This window comes from Burkholderia diffusa (genome assembly GCF_902499115.1).
GTDB classification, from domain to species: Bacteria; Pseudomonadota; Gammaproteobacteria; order Burkholderiales; family Burkholderiaceae; genus Burkholderia; species Burkholderia diffusa.
Window position 1 is genome coordinate 20848 of record NZ_CABVPN010000009.1, and the last position, 14733, is coordinate 35580.

Here is a 14733-nt window from a genome sequence, read left to right on the forward strand (position 1 = left end):
GCGTTATGCCAAAGGGGCGCATTCTGACACCCGTGAGTCCACGTTCCAGCCACACCTGAAAATTCTTCAGCAATAGTTGAGCCGAACTGCATTGATCGAGATAGTTGAAGCACTGAAACTGCGTCTACCAACTAACGTGATCGATGGAGACAAACATGTTGCTCGACAGCAAAGTGGTCATCGTAACCGGTGCCGCCTCGCCGCGCGGCATCGGCAAGGCGACCGCAAAAGCGCTCGCTGCGCAAGGCGCGCGCGTAGTGATTCTGGATCTTCACAAGGGAGATGCCGAGCGTGCTGCGCGTGAGTTCGGCGAGGACAACCTCGGCCTCCCTTGCGATGTGACCGACAAAGCCGCATGTATAGCTGCCGCCGCGGCGGTCATCGAGAAGTACGGCCGTGTAGATGGATTGATCAACAACGCAGGTATCACGCAGCCTTTGAAGACGATGGACATCGGGGCCGACAACTTCGATGCGGTCATCGACGTGAACCTGCGCGGCACGCTCTATATGTCGCAAGCGGTCATTCCGCAAATGCGGGCGCAAAGGAGCGGCAGCATCGTCTGCATGTCATCCGTTTCCGCGCAACGCGGCGGCGGCATCTTCGGCGGTCCGCACTACAGCGCAGCCAAAGCCGGTGTGCTCGGTCTCGCTCGCGCGATGGCGCGTGAACTCGGCCCGGACAACATCCGCGTCAACTCGATCACCCCGGGTCTCATTCAGACCGACATCACAGGCGACAAGCTCACGACCGAGATGCGCGCCGAAGTCATCAAGGGCATTCCGCTCGGCCGGCTCGGCGATGCCGCGGACGTCGCGAACGCCTGCCTGTTCCTCTCGAGCGACCTGTCGACTTACCTCACGGGCATCACGCTCGACGTCAACGGCGGAATGCTGATCCATTAAGTACGACATCGGCCGCGGTTGCGGCAGATGGGTCAATGCACCCGGCGGTAAAACCCGGGGCGATATGGCAGGAGACAACCATGAAAACGAAGGCCACCGCGCCGTCAATGGCGGGCGATGTCACGAAGCTCGCCGACTCGGCGAGCTTCGAATCAAAAACGTATGCGAAAGTCGGACGGCGCCTGATACCGTTCCTGATGCTGTGCTACCTGGGCGCTTATCTCGATCGTGTCAACGTGGGCTTTGCAAAACTGCAGATGCTCAACGACCTGCGCTTCAGTGAAACCGTGTATGGCCTTGGCGCCGGTATTTTCTTTCTCGGTTATTTTCTCTTCGAGGTACCGAGTAATCTCATGTTGCACAGAGTAGGCGCACGAAACTGGCTCGCTCGCATCATGCTGACCTGGGCTGTGATTTCGGCCTCGTTTGTCTTCGTCAAGTCGCCCACAACGTTCTATGTTCTCCGCTTTATGTTGGGCGTGGCCGAGGCGGGGTTCGCGCCGGGCGTCATTCTGTATCTGACATACTGGTTTCCTTCGGCACGGCGCGCAAAAGCACTCTCACTCTTTTTCATGGCTATTCCGCTGGCCGGCATTGTCGGCGGGCCGCTGTCCGGTTACATCCTGCATGCGTTCCAGGGCGTGCAGGGATTGGCTGGCTGGAAGTGGCTGTTCATCCTCGAAGCCCTGCCGTCGCTGCTCCTTGGTGTCACGATCCTGTTCTACCTCGATAACGGTATCGCTGCCGCGAAGTGGCTCACCGATGCGGAGAAAGCACTCCTCGCACGCAACGTGGCGAACGACAACGCGCACAAGATCGCGCATGTGTCGATCAGGTCGTTCATCGGCGATCGTCGTTTGTGGTTGATGGCCTCCATCTACTTCTGCGTCGTGCTCGGTCAATATGGGCTCACATTCTGGCTGCCGACGATCATCCGCAAATCCGGGGTGGCCGATCCGCTGTGGGTGGGCGTCTTTACAGCCATCCCGTACCTGTGCGCGATCATTGCGCTACCGCTGGTGGGAGCGAGCGCTGACCGGCATCGCGAACGCCGTCTGCATCTTGCGATCCCGATGCTCGTATCGGCAGCGGGCTTCGCAACGCTTCCGACACTGGGCGGAGTCGGCGCGTCGCTGGTGTGTGTCAGCGTCGCCGCCGCAGGCATTCTCGCTTCGTCTTCGCAGTTCTGGTCACTGCCGACCGCGCTTCTCGGCGGCATGTCCGCCGCGGCGGGTATCGCGGCGGTGAACTGCTTCGCCAATCTCGCCGGCTTCTTCTCGCCGGCCATCGTGGGCTGGTTGAACGATCTGACCGGTAAATCGACGGCTGGGCTCATCTTCATCTCCGTCGCGATCGTCATCGGTGCCGGGCTTGTTTTCCTCGTGCCGGCCAAAACCGTCAATCGCTGACACCGTCCGCTGCAAAGACTCACCTTTTTGAATCAAGGATCCACCATGAACAATCCGTCATCAGATGGGCTGACGCTCGCCGAGCGCGCCTACCGGATTCGCAGAAACGCATTGCTGATGGGCGAGGTACAGGGCCAAGGCTATATCGGCCAGGCGCTCGATATCGCCGATGTACTCGCGGTTGCCTACTTTGGCGCGATGCGCTACCAGCCCGACAGTCCGGACTGGGAAGGCCGCGATCGCTTCCTGTTGTCCAATGGTCACTATGCAATCGCGCTCTACGCCGCACTTTTCGAAGCCGGCTTCCTGCCACCGGAAGAACTCGAAACCTACGGCAGCGACGACAGCCGGTTGCCGATGTCCGGAATGGCGAGCTACACGCCCGGCATGGAGATGTCCGGCGGCTCGCTCGGCCACGGTCTCACGATCGCGGTGGGCCGCTGCCTGGGACTGAAGCGCAAGGGCTCGAACGCCTTCGTCTACACGCTCTTCTCCGACGGTGAACTCGATGAAGGCGCCATCTGGGAGGGCCTCATGTCGGCCGCTCACTGGAAGCTGGACAACCTGATCGCCATGGTCGATGTCAACAACCAGCAAGCCGACGGTCCGTCCTCGACGATCATGGCGTTCGAGCCGCTCGTCGAGAAGCTCGAAGCATTTGGCTGGTTCACCCAGCGGGTGGACGGCAACGACATTGACGCAGTGAAGGCTGCCTTCGATGCTGCACGCAATCATCCGAAAGAGCAGCCCCGCATCATCGTTTGCGATACCCGCATGGGCTGCGGCGTGCCGTTCCTCGAAGAACGGGAAAAGAACCATTTCATCCGCGTCGACGCCCATGAGTGGCAACTGGCGCTCGCAGCACTCGAAGCAGGGAGACAAGCATGAGCGACACCACTCTCACCACGAAGCCGCGCCTGAAGACCTCGGCGATGATCGCGTCTATTGCCGGCGAAGGACAGGTCACGCGTTCCGCCCCGTTCGGTCATGCGCTGGCCCGGTTGGCTCGGGAGAAGACGAACGTAGTTGGCATGACTGCCGACCTCGGCAAGTACACCGACCTGCACATCTTCGGAAAGGAGTTTCCAGACCGTTACTATCAGATGGGCATGGCCGAGCAATTGCTGATGGGCGCGGCCGCCGGTATGGCGCATGAGGGCGCCCAGCCGTTCGTGACGACGTACGCCGTATTCGCAACCCGTCGCGCGTATGACTTCATGCACCAGGCCATCGCGGAAGACAACCTCGACGTAAAGATCATCTGCGCACTGCCGGGGCTCACGACCGGCTACGGACCGAGCCATCAGGCGGCCGAGGATCTTGCGCTGATGCGCGCGATGCCGAACATGACGGTCATCGATCCGTGCGATGCGCTCGATACCGAGCAGATGGTGCCGGCGATCGCCGCGCATAACGGGCCGGTGTATGCGCGCCTGCTGCGTGGCAACGTTCCGGCCGTGCTCGATGAATACGACTATCAGTTCGAACTCGGCAAAGCCAAGCTGCTGCGCGACGGCGCCGACGTTCTGATCATCTCCTCGGGCATCATGACGATGCGCTCGCTGGAAGTCGCGAAGGTGCTCGAAGCGGACAACGTAGGCGTTGGCGTATTGCACGTGCCGACCATCAAGCCGCTCGACACCGAGACGATCTTGCGTGAAGCCCGACGCACGGGTCGCATGGTCGTGGTCGCCGAGAATCATTCGGTGATCGGCGGTCTTGGCGAAGCGGTCGCGACCTCGCTGCTTACGGCGGGCGTGACGCCAATGTACCGTCAAATCGCACTGCCCGATGAGTTCCTCGGTGCGGGCGCGCTACCGACCTTGCACGATCGCTATGGCATCTCCACCCACGTCATGGCCAATACCATCAAGGGCTGGCTTGGTTGAGCCCACAGTGTTGTCCCGGCGCAGCACCACGGCGGACATCGCTTCGCCTGCGTATGAAACATGTCCTCGGCTAGCTTGAGCGGGGAGGGTGCGTCGGTTCCATCGACGCACCCTCCTGAAAAAGTAGGCTGCTGACATGTGTCAAGCAAAGCCTGCCCGACTGAAGAAGAGCGCTGACGGGCCGCTTGCCGCTTGTCATCGGCCTCTCGGAATGAGCGAGCGACTGGCAGCACCGGGTCGGCCGCGGTCGGTTGCTTTTGACCGCAGCCGGCCACGACCGCTCATTCGCCAGCGACTCCACATGGCCGTGCGAGCGTGTGCTGATATCTTGGTAACTGCGGCCCGGCCTCGATCCACGCCGCCTGCCACATGACCGAGACGTGGCGTGGCAGAAAAAAGGGGCGATGCCTCATTTGCGATGCCCCTATCACCGGCTACGGTGCCGATGTGCTGCGCGGCTGTATAGCGCGCAAATATCTGGCTATATCCCCCGCCGCGTCGCGAGCGCTACGCATTACACCGATGAGCGTGGCAGAGGCGGCGCCGCACCACTCGCCGTAACCGACAAACCACAGGCGTTCCTCGTCGCTGGCTCGCGTCCCGTCTGTCCTCGGCAATCCGTTTGCATCACAGATCTGCAGCGGGTCAAGATGTTTGAGTGCGGGGCGGAACCCGGTGCACCAGATCACGACATCGACGCGGGAATGCGTGCCGTCGCTCCACGCGACGCCGTCTGTATCGAAATGGCTGAACGGACGCATTGCGTGCAGAACGCCACGCGCACGCGCGTCCCGTACAGGTGGCACCATGACGATGTCGCCCAAACCACCTACTGGTGCCGTCATCGTGTGCCCATCGCGAAGAGCCTGCCATTTGGCTGTCGCGCGTTCGAACAAGACCCGGCCATCTACGTCGTCTGGAAGAAAAACCGGTTCCTGCAACGTCACCCACATGGCGTTGCAGACGGTCGATACCTCCGCCAGGATCTGCGCGCCCGAGTTGCCGCCGCCCACCACCAGCACATCTTGTCCGCGCAGATTGTCCGGATTGCGATACTGAGCCGAATGCATCTGACGACCGCGAAAGATCTCGCGTCCAGGATAGTCGGGGACATACGGCGCGCTCCAGGTACCGGTCGCACTCACGATCGCCCCGGCGAGCCATTCCCCGCGATCGGTACTGACCAGCAACCCACCCTGAACGCGTGAAACGGATTCGACATGAACGGGTCGTCGGACAGGGATGTGATAACGCTCCTCATATCGCGCCAGATAGTCGATAACCTCGTTGCGCGACGGGTACCTGTCGTGTGATACGGGCATCTGCCAGCCTGGCAGCGAACTCCATTGCGCCGGCGAAAACAGGTGTAGCGAGTCCCAGGTATGTCGCCAGGCGCCTCCTGGGGCGCTTTGGTTATCCAGCACGAGATAGTCGAGCCCCGCGCGACGCAGAAAGTAGGCGGTGGCAAGCCCGGCCTGGCCACCGCCGATTACCACGACATCAATGTCTACAGGCATCCGCTTTCGTCCCATCTCATGATTCGGATTCCGGCGGTCACGCCGCCCATTGAGCTCAAAGGCGGTGGGCGGTGCACTGCACTACGTGGCCACCCGCGACGTAATCACGTGCTCGAGGCCAGCTGGCCCGACCGGTGCCTCGGCGAGCCACGGAATGAGTGCGGTGCGCTGGGCCAGATCGTCCGCCACGCGGCGGACGAACGGCACCTCGTAAGTGCCCCGCTGGCACAGCATCGGGTCGGTCGTGCCACTCGCCAGCAACGACTGGTTGATGACCCACGCGTACGGCGTAATTCCCGCGCGCGCGAGGTCGGCGCTCAGGCGTTCCGCTTCGTGAACCGGCGTGGCTTCCGGCAACGTGACGATCAGGATGCGGCTGTAATCCGGGTCCCGCAGGCGCGGCAGCAGTTGACGGACCGACTCCGGCATGTCGCCTTGTGTGCGCATCACTTCGCGGTGATAGGCCTCGGCAGCGTCCAGCAGCAGAATGGTGTGCCCGGTCGGCGCGGTGTCAAGCACCACGAAGCCGGACTTGCCTTGATCGACCGTGCGCGCGAAGGCCCTGAAGACGGCGATTTCCTCCGTGCAGGGCGAGCGCAGATCTTCCTCGAGCATCGCCCGGCCGCCCGCATCGAGGTGCGATGCCGCTTTGGCCAGCACCTCTTCGGTGTACTGCTGCACTTCGCGCGCCGGGTCGATGCGTGTGACGCTCAGGCGAGGCACGACGCCATCGACGGTGGCGGCCACGTGCGAGGCCGGATCGGTGGTCGAGAGGATCACGTCGTGTCCGCGCCCGGCCAACGCAACTGCGATCGCGGCTGCTACAGTGGTCTTGCCCACGCCGCCTTTACCCATCGTCATGATCACGCCGTGGCCCGCGGCCGACAGCTCGTCTACCAGGCCGCCCAGGCCCGGCGGCAAGGCGGTGTCGGGCATCCGGTGTTCGCTCGGCATGCGCACGCGTTCGGGATGCGCCATGTCGCGCAGCGCATCCAGCCCGACCGTGCCGCGCGGCAGAAACGGAATGCGCGTCTGCGGCAAGCCCGCCAGTTCGTGCGGCATGTCGGCCAGTGCCTGTTGCGCGCGCCGGGTCATGGCGGTCGCAATCGCGTCGTCGTTACGATCTGTGTAGAAGAGTCCGTTGATCGCCAGCACCTGGTTGCAGATGCCGAGGTCGGCCAGTTCGTGCCGCGTGCGATTCGCTTCGCGCAGTGCTGCGACTTCGGGCCGGCTCACCAGCACGACGGTGGTCTGGGCTGCGCTCGACAGCCGTTCGACGGTTGCCGCGTAGAGCGCTTTCTGTTTCTCCAGTCCGGCCAACGGTCCGAGGCACGAGGCGCCCCCCGTCGACGACGAGATGAACTCGTTCCACGCCGAAGGGAGCGTCAACAGGCGCAGCGTGTGGCCGGTCGGGGCGGTGTCGAAAATCACGTGATCGAAATCGGCCGTTGCGGCGGGGTCGCCGAGCAGTTTGGAGAATTCGTCGAAGGCAGCAATCTCGACCGTACACGCCCCGGAAAACTGCTCTTCCATGTTGCGGATCGCCGCGGCAGGCAAGACGCCGCGATACGGTTCGACCATCCGTTCCCGGTAGGTCTGCGCGGCCACTTCCGGATCGATGTTCAACGCGAACAGGCCCGGCGCGCCCGGCACCGCGGTCGGCAACTGACTCAGGCGGACGCCGAGCACCTCGTCGAGATTGGAGGCCGGGTCCGTGCTGACGATGAGCACCCGCTTGCCGGCATCGGCCATGGCAAGGCCCGTGGCACAGGAAAGCGATGTCTTGCCGACGCCGCCTTTTCCGGTGAAGAAGAGATATCGGGTCTGCGTGTCAGGAAGGGACATGAGCGTTCCTTAGCAGCAGCCCGAGCCCGGCGAACAGCAGCTGCCGGCCTTGATATGAGGCTTTTCCTCCGTCGTCAGCGCAATGCCGAGTTTCTGCGCAAGCTGCTGGCGCGACGGATACATCCCCGTCGAGACGATATGGCCGTCGACCACGAGGATCGGCAGCCGCTCCATGCCGGCTTCCATTTCCTTGACCACCGCGGCGTTGGCGGCGAACGCCTGCGGCGCGTGGCCCAGGTTGTAGCGGGCCACCGTCACGCCGTGCGCCTCGACCCACTTCAGATCGGCGGCGAATTGCGCCAGTACGGGGTCGACGTCTACGCCGCAAACGCCGGTCGAGCAACACATGGCGGGATCGAACACTTCGAGATTCTTCATGGCAGGCACCTTGGAGCAATTGGAATTCAGCGACTTCCACAAGCTCGGATGCGTCTGCGGACAAAGATGCGTGAATTCGGGCAGACCGCGGATCGCTTCGGGAATGAGGGTTCGCTCAATGCGTGTGAATCCGCGGCGCGCAAAAAAATTGAGGGCGGATTCATCGTTCGGAATAAGGTATAGCGCGCGCAGCGATCGCGTTTGCGCCAGCGCAATGGATGCGTCGATAAGTCGGCCACCCAGACCGGATGCGCGCAGCCGCGGGTGAACGGCGACCGAACGCAAAAGGGCCGCATCGCCAACTTGCTCCAGCCCGGCCACCCCGACGATCCCGGCGTCCCGTACGGCGACGTGGAAGCCGTCGAGGCTTTGCGCCGTGAGGTCGCTGGCGGGTAGCCCGCACAGGTCCAGCAACGCGAGGATGCCGCCGAAGTCTGTGGCGACTGCCGGGCGAATCTCATCAACGGGCGTGCTCATGCCAATTCTCCCTTACGTTCACGGTGTGTAAGTGGCTGCCGGATGATCAAGGTGATTTTTGTGCGGAGGCTGCCAGTGTAGTCCCGCGTGGTAACGGCAAACACCGGGTCGTAGAGGGGCGCCGGCGTCGCGGCGAAAAGGGAGACGGCGTAGCAGATGGTTCCCCACGAGACAAGCTGGGCGATTGCCAGCGCCCATGTCACGGTGTTGTCGTTCTCGTTGCGACGGGGAGCGAAGGCCGGCATGCGGTCAATCCGTTTCCAGAGTTTGTCGATTTCCCGATCGATATCTTTCACGTCAGGCTCTCCGTTCTGTCATAGACCATCTGGCCCGACCATTGTGGTGCCCCAGCTTGCAGAGTGGCGACGGTATGCGTCTTGACGCACGTCAAGGAGGACCGGACTGCCCTTGCCATCATGGAAAGCCGTCTTCTGTGCGACCGGAACAGTGCGGGGACCGACTACCGACGTATGCGCAAGAGCACGACACCGGACAACATCGCTCTTCGTAAAAGTGCGGTGACGGTCATCTGCGATGTGACCGTGCGGACGTCCCCTCATAGGCCCAAAGCCGTCATCGGCCTCAGTGCTTGCAGAAGGACGGATATGGGTCGGCAGCGATCGGTTGCTTTTGACCGCAACCGGCCATATCCGGCCATTGGCATCAGCCACCTCAAGGGCTGCTCTTCGATCGAAAGCAGACGTCTCCGCTTGAACGGTGATTGGCCATAACGGTTCGACATTCTATCGATACGCTGCACCACGTGCGGCAAGATAGGTGCCATTTTGAGATTGATGCGCGGCTTAAGCATCTTGTCGACGGCGCGTCAACCGGCGCCACTCTCGCTGCACGCGAGTCGTCTCTGTTAGAGGCGTCGGGATAGAAGTGAACGCAACACTTTGAGATAAACGACACAACCGGATGCGAACGCAGAACAAGCGGAACCTGTCCACCTGAGCGCTTTGTCAGCGATCAGCGTCCCGAATCGAGTATGTGGATTCCCAGCCGCCACCGAGCGCCTTGCATAGCGTGACGAGGTTAGTGTCGGCGGTTGCCTTGCTCTGCTCGAGATTGCTCTGCGCCGCCACCAGCTGCTTCTGCACGTTCAGTACGTCGAGGTAATCGACCGCGCCAGCTTTGTACCGTTGCTGTGCGATCGCGAGCGCGCGCTGGTTCAGCGTTACCACGGATACGAGCCGATCGCGCCGGCGCTGTTCGGCAGCGTAGACGACAAGCGCGTCGTCCACCTCCCGCCATGCCTCGAGTACGGTACGTTGGTAGTTGATCGCAGCCTCCTGTTGTTGCGCTTCACGCAGGTGGAGCATTCCCTTGAGACGCCCGCCCTCGAAGATCGGAAGTGTAATCGACGGTCCGATCACGAACTGGCCCGATGCCCAGTTGGCGAGGCTCGACAGCTGCAGGCTCTGGAATCCCGCGCTGCCGTTCAACGAAATGCGCGGATAGAAGTCGGCCTTCGCCATTCCGATCGACGCCGTCGCGGCATGCAACTGTGCCTCCGCTCGCCGGATATCCGGTCTGCGCTGCACGAGTTCGGACGGAAATCCGATCGGCACCTGCTCGGGGAGCGGCGGAACGTCGCGAGACTCGCCGAACGCATGCCGCAGCGCCCCCGGCTCCTGGGCGAGCAACACGCCAATCGCGTTGATCGTCGTCTCGCCTTTCGCTTCGAGCGTCGGAATCAGGCTTTCAATCGATTCGGCCTGTGCTGACGCATTTGCGACGTCCAGCTCCGTCGTGACCCCTTCGCGTACGCGAACTTGCGCGAGGTTTACCGCGTCCCGGGCAATCTCGAGGTTCTGCCGCGCGATACGAAGCTGAGACTGCGTATCGCGCAACTCGATATAGTCGCGCGCAAGCTCGGCCCGGACCGACAGCAGCACCGCATTGCGGTCCTCGTATGACGCGTCGCTCAATGCGGTCGCCGCTTCGACGCCACGTCGAACCCGGCCCCAGATGTCGATCTCCCACGACGCGTCGAAGCCCGACTGATACAGATTGTAGGCCGGCGAACCTTTGGACCCCGGCAATGCTGCCACGCCGACCGGCGAGGTTCCCGATGCCGATTGCGGTTGCGTCTGTGTCGGCGTGACGCCAAGCAACGACAATATCCCGTTCTCGCTTCCACGCTCGCGGTTATACGATGCAGCGCCGACGATGGAAGGAAGTTCCGCGGCACCGGCGACCCGCTGTTGCGCACGGCTCTGGCGCAGGCGCGCCGACGCCACCGCCACGTCCAGGTTCGCGTCGGCGAGCTGCTTTTCCAGCGAGTCGAGCACCGGATCGCCGAAGAGCGTCCACCAATCTGCATTGAATTGCGATTCGACGGTCTTGCTCGATGCTTGCGCCGCTTCCGTGCGGCTGAAGACATCGGGGGTCGAGGTTTTCGGACGCTCGAAGTCCGGACCCAACGTGCATCCCGCCATCACGAGACACGCGAGTATCGCCAGTACCGTCTCGCGGACGGAGAATTCGTTCGTATTCATTTCCCGTTCCCTCCCGCCGTCGGCGCATCGCGATGCTTGCCAACAGCTACCTCCGCTTCGACGGAAAGCCCGACGCTCAGTGCGGACGCTGCCTGCTGCCCGCGGTCGATCGTGATCTTGACCGGTACGCGCTGCACGACTTTGGTGAAATTGCCCGTCGCGTTGTCGGGCGCGATGGGCGCGAAGCTTACGCCGGTCGCGGGCGCGAGACCGTCCACGTGACCTCGAATCACCACGCCCGGAAAGCTGTCGACCTTGATGCGTACGCCGGCACCGCGCCGCATGTTGGTAATCTGGTTTTCCTGAAAGTTGGCCACGACATACGCGTCCCGGAGCGGAACGATCGCGAGAATCGCCGCGCCGGGCGTCACGAACGCGCCCACACGCGCGGAACGTCGCCCGATCTTGCCGTCGACCGGTGCGCGGATCTCGCTATAGGACAGGTTGAGCGTCGCCTGTTCCAGTGCCGCCTCGGCACGCGCCAGTGCCCCTGCCGCCTTGTCGCGCCCGGCGCGCAGGACGTCGAGGTTCTGCTCGGTCGCCGTCAACACGGCCCGATCGCGCGCTTGCTGTGCAAGCTGCTCGGCAAGCGTCGTCGCAGCATGCTGCTGCTCCTGTGCCGTCCCTGCACCAGCTTCCGAGAGATTCTGGTAGCGCGATGCATTGGCCCGCGCAAACGCGATACCGGCATCGTCGGACCGCAGCGTCGCGCGCGCCTGCTCGACGAGCGACGGCTGCCGTGCGATCTCGGCGTCGAAATTGGCCACGGACGCCTTGGCCGCGACCACATCGGCCTGGGCACTCAGCAATGCTGCGCGGAAGTCGCGATCGTCGATGCGTACCAGCAACTGGCCGGCCTTCACCGACTCGTTGTCGTCCACCAGGACATCGGAAATCTGGCCGGCGACGCGTGGCGCCACGAGCGTGAAGTCGGCTTGCACGTAGGCGTCGTTCGTGGATTCGGTTTCGGGTGCGGAAACGAGCCGTGCGCAGCCCCATACGGCCATGCCTGCCGCGACCAGGGATGCGGCAACGTAAGTGGTCTTGAACGGAAAACGGGTGGCGGTCGACATGATTTCGTCCATCAACGGGAAGGAGGCGGCGTAATGGTCCACGGCGGATAGATCCGCACGGGCAACACCGGAACAAGGAAAAGAAGTGCAACGGCGACGCCCGCCATCACGCGATAAAGATCGGCCGACGTCAGCACGAACGCCTGCTCGTGGACTCGGTGCGCAAGTTCGCCGAAATCATGAAGGCTGTCGATGCTCTGGTCCGTCATCGCCATGTGGTTGCCCAGGCGGTCCACCAGCACGTTCGAATGGAAGCGTTCGCGAGCGGTACCGACACCTTCGATCAGCGCAGTCGCCGCAGCGGCGGAGAACGTCTTCAGCGAATTGAACATGGCCGACGCGAACGGGCCCTCGGTCGGCGGCAAGCCCGTCGTCACGCCCATCAGGATCGACAGGATCACCATCGGCTGGGCCGCGATCTGTAACGACTGAAGCAGGTAGAAGTTGTCGCGAATCCACTCGGACGTCATCACGCTGCCCATCGCGCAGGTCGTTGCCATGAGGGCAACGCCGATACCGAGCACCCAGCGGCGATCGATCTGCCTAAGGTTCAGCACGGCGGCGGTCAACGGCAGCGTGATCAGCAGCGGAAGCGCGACCAGCAGCGACAGCGGAGCCGTCTGCAGCGCTCTGTAGGCGTGAACCTTCGCGAGATACTGTCCCGGTATCGCAGCAACGCCGACCAGCAGCACCACAGCGCCCGTGAGCGTGAGGAGGCCGTGCGCGAAGTTGCGGCGGCCGAGCATCTGCAGCTTGAAAAAGGGCAGCGGGTGAAACCATTCGTTGACGAAAAACACCGCAAGCAGGAGCGCCCCGCCGGAAAACATCGCGCAGACGAAGCCGGAATTCAGCCAGTCGAGGCGATCGCCTTGCAGAAGACCGATCACGAGCATCGCCACGCCGGGAAAGCCGGTGAGGAATCCGATCCAGTTGAACGAACCGAACCGTTCGAGTTTCAGCGGATCGGCCGGAAGGCCGAACTGAATCGCCACACAGCTGCCGATCCCGAGCGGCACGATCTGAAGAAAGGCCATGCGCCAGCTGACATACTCCGTCCACAACGCAGCCAGCGGCGTGCCGAGCGCGGGCCCGAACGTCGCGGTCAGCGCGTAGCCTGCGAGCCCGTACAACTTTACCTTGGGCGGCAGATAGCGCAGCGCGACGATGATCAGCATCGGCGGCAGGCAGCCGCCCGCCACGCCCTGCAGCACGCGCAGCACGTACAGCGCGGGCAGGGTCGGCGCGATCGGGCAAAGCATGCCGAAGATCAACGTGGCGACGACGGCGCCGATCGTGAATCGCTTCAGCGTGAAGGTCATGCCAAACCACGGGGCGAACACCATCGTCGCCACGTTGGCGGCTTCGAACAGCGCGGTCAGCCACGTCCCGTCGTCATGTCCGATCGACAGTGCGCCTTGAATGTCGGCCATCGCCGCTGCGGTGACTTGTTCGTTGAGTATCGCCAGCAACGACGCGAACAGCATTCCGGTCAGGCCGATAGCGACACGCGGCGACATTGCAGCGTGACCGGAGCCTGTTTGCACCGGCGTCTGCGTCCTCCGCACCGGCGCGTGCGCCGGTGCGGGTACTCCGAGCGGCTCGCTCGTTCCGGTCGTCGAAGGGTTGGCGGAACTCATAGGATCCCTTGGCTACTGAGATTGGAGAAATGACGGCATGGGCGCGACGCCGTCAGCGTGCGGCCGGTTCATGGCGACGCGCTTCGTCGAAGTACTGCGGCGCTTCCCGGCGATCGAACATGCCGTACTCCCGCACGATGCGGATATGCCGAACGCGCGTATCGGAACGCAGATTCGCTCCGCGTTCGAACGCGGCGGCGGCAGCTTGGTCGCGCCAGGTCGCGACGACGATCACATCGCCGGGCGTCAATAGCGCGTCGAACGCGTCCCATGCAACGAGGCCGTGCGCCTGCGTGTCGAGCCCCAACCATCCGGCAACCGCTCGCGGACCTGCCTGCCTGGGCCAGTCCGGCGCGCACGTCGCGTCCAGCAGCGTGACGGCCGTGCCTGCGCCGACCTCGGTCACGTCGAGGCGCTGTTCCTGCAGGACCTGGCCTGCCGGAACACACGTATCGGCCACGACCTGGCCGATGCGCAGCTGGTAGTCGGAAAATATGCGATCGCGCGCGACCTGCTGAATGGTGTGGTGCTTCGTCGAGGTTCGCCAGCGCACCAGTGACTTCTCGTCGCGCCAGCTCGACAGCGACAGAAGCCATCCGTCCCGGGTCAGGCTTCCATAGCGCGTGTTGTCGACAAACCCGTCGATCTTCTCGAGTTCGGGCCGAAGCATCTTCGCCATGCCGAGATAGGCATCGAACTGTTCCGGTATCGGCTTGACTTCAAGCATTGCAGCAAACATGGCGGACTCCCTCATTCGGTTAGCGATACGGCGCAATGCGCAATGCGCGCGGCGCCTTTGATGCGGGCCGGTATCGTCGTGCTGTCGCAGCCACGCGGTGATGGAGTTCATTGTCGGAGATGAAGTGGCGCTCTCATAGCGCGGGCAGTTTCGGTTTTGGGCCAATGAGTGAGCGAATTGCGCCACGGCCGCAATGGACGTCTTCATTACCTGCACGACCGGAAAGACGCCGTTGCCGTCCGGCCGCAACGATCTGGCATCGGCGAACCGTGGGTGGCACGATCGGCCTGCTTCATGCCGAATGAAAATGGATCGATTGCGGCCATCCTGACGCGCTTTTGGGTCACCCGAACGTGTGAA

The 14733-nt window shown here is 63.0% G+C and carries 12 protein-coding genes; 4 read left to right on the plus strand and 8 right to left on the minus strand.

The genetic code is table 11. The features are described from left to right. Positions 1 to 155 precede the first annotated feature (155 nt). The 4 genes from BTE28158_RS10750 to BTE28158_RS10765 all read left to right on the plus strand — a co-directional run bounded on the left by BTE28158_RS10750 (position 156) and on the right by BTE28158_RS10765 (position 4203). Entirely contained in the window at positions 156 to 905 is a 750-nt protein-coding gene (locus BTE28158_RS10750) for an SDR family NAD(P)-dependent oxidoreductase (protein WP_151047346.1), read from the plus strand. 80 nt (positions 906 to 985) lie between these two features. Further along, entirely contained in the window at positions 986 to 2314 is a 1329-nt protein-coding gene (locus tag BTE28158_RS10755) for an MFS transporter (RefSeq protein WP_124622957.1), read from the plus strand. A 45-nt stretch (positions 2315 to 2359) separates the two neighbouring features. Next, complete coding sequence (locus BTE28158_RS10760; protein WP_124622955.1) at positions 2360 to 3202, plus strand: transketolase; 843 nt, start codon at positions 2360 to 2362, stop codon at positions 3200 to 3202. Next, complete coding sequence (locus BTE28158_RS10765; RefSeq protein WP_124622953.1) at positions 3199 to 4203, plus strand: transketolase family protein; 1005 nt, start codon at positions 3199 to 3201, stop codon at positions 4201 to 4203. Before BTE28158_RS10760 ends, BTE28158_RS10765 begins: the two co-directional genes overlap by 4 nt. A gap of 434 nt (positions 4204 to 4637) precedes the next feature. Here BTE28158_RS10765 and BTE28158_RS10770 read toward each other — a convergent pair whose 3' ends face one another. The 8 genes from BTE28158_RS10770 to BTE28158_RS10805 form a co-directional block, all read right to left on the minus strand. After that, positions 4638 to 5720 carry an ArsO family NAD(P)H-dependent flavin-containing monooxygenase gene (locus tag BTE28158_RS10770; protein ID WP_151047344.1) on the minus strand — a complete coding sequence of 361 codons (1083 nt, stop codon included), beginning with the start codon at positions 5718 to 5720 and terminating at the stop codon, positions 4638 to 4640. 81 nt (positions 5721 to 5801) lie between these two features. Beyond that, positions 5802 to 7565: an arsenical pump-driving ATPase gene (arsA, locus tag BTE28158_RS10775; protein ID WP_151047342.1), complete on the minus strand. Its 1764-nt coding sequence runs from the start codon at positions 7563 to 7565 to the stop codon at positions 5802 to 5804. Positions 7566 to 7574: 9 nt separating this feature from the next. Beyond that, positions 7575 to 8420 carry an arsenite efflux transporter metallochaperone ArsD gene (gene arsD / locus BTE28158_RS10780; protein WP_124903850.1) on the minus strand — a complete coding sequence of 282 codons (846 nt, stop codon included), beginning with the start codon at positions 8418 to 8420 and terminating at the stop codon, positions 7575 to 7577. After that, positions 8417 to 8716 (minus strand): hypothetical protein, encoded by a 300-nt coding sequence (locus BTE28158_RS10785; protein ID WP_226114357.1) that lies wholly within the window; start codon positions 8714 to 8716, stop codon positions 8417 to 8419. Before BTE28158_RS10785 ends, arsD begins: the two co-directional genes overlap by 4 nt. A gap of 669 nt (positions 8717 to 9385) precedes the next feature. Continuing rightward, positions 9386 to 10924, minus strand: coding sequence for an efflux transporter outer membrane subunit (locus tag BTE28158_RS10790; RefSeq protein WP_151047340.1), 1539 nt, complete (start codon positions 10922 to 10924; stop codon positions 9386 to 9388). Then, a complete protein-coding gene (locus BTE28158_RS10795) occupies positions 10921 to 11997 on the minus strand; it encodes an HlyD family secretion protein (protein ID WP_151047374.1) in 1077 nt (358 codons plus the stop codon). The genes BTE28158_RS10790 and BTE28158_RS10795 overlap by 4 nt, the downstream gene beginning before the upstream one ends. An 11-nt stretch (positions 11998 to 12008) precedes the next feature. Continuing rightward, the gene (locus BTE28158_RS10800; protein WP_420868021.1) at positions 12009 to 13514 is read right to left on the minus strand and encodes an MFS transporter; all 1506 of its coding nucleotides are present in this window, start codon (positions 13512 to 13514) and stop codon (positions 12009 to 12011) included. Between the two features lie 172 nt (positions 13515 to 13686). After that, positions 13687 to 14373, minus strand: coding sequence for an antibiotic biosynthesis monooxygenase family protein (locus BTE28158_RS10805; RefSeq protein ID WP_059599031.1), 687 nt, complete (start codon positions 14371 to 14373; stop codon positions 13687 to 13689). Between the last annotated feature and the right edge of the window lie 360 nt (positions 14374 to 14733).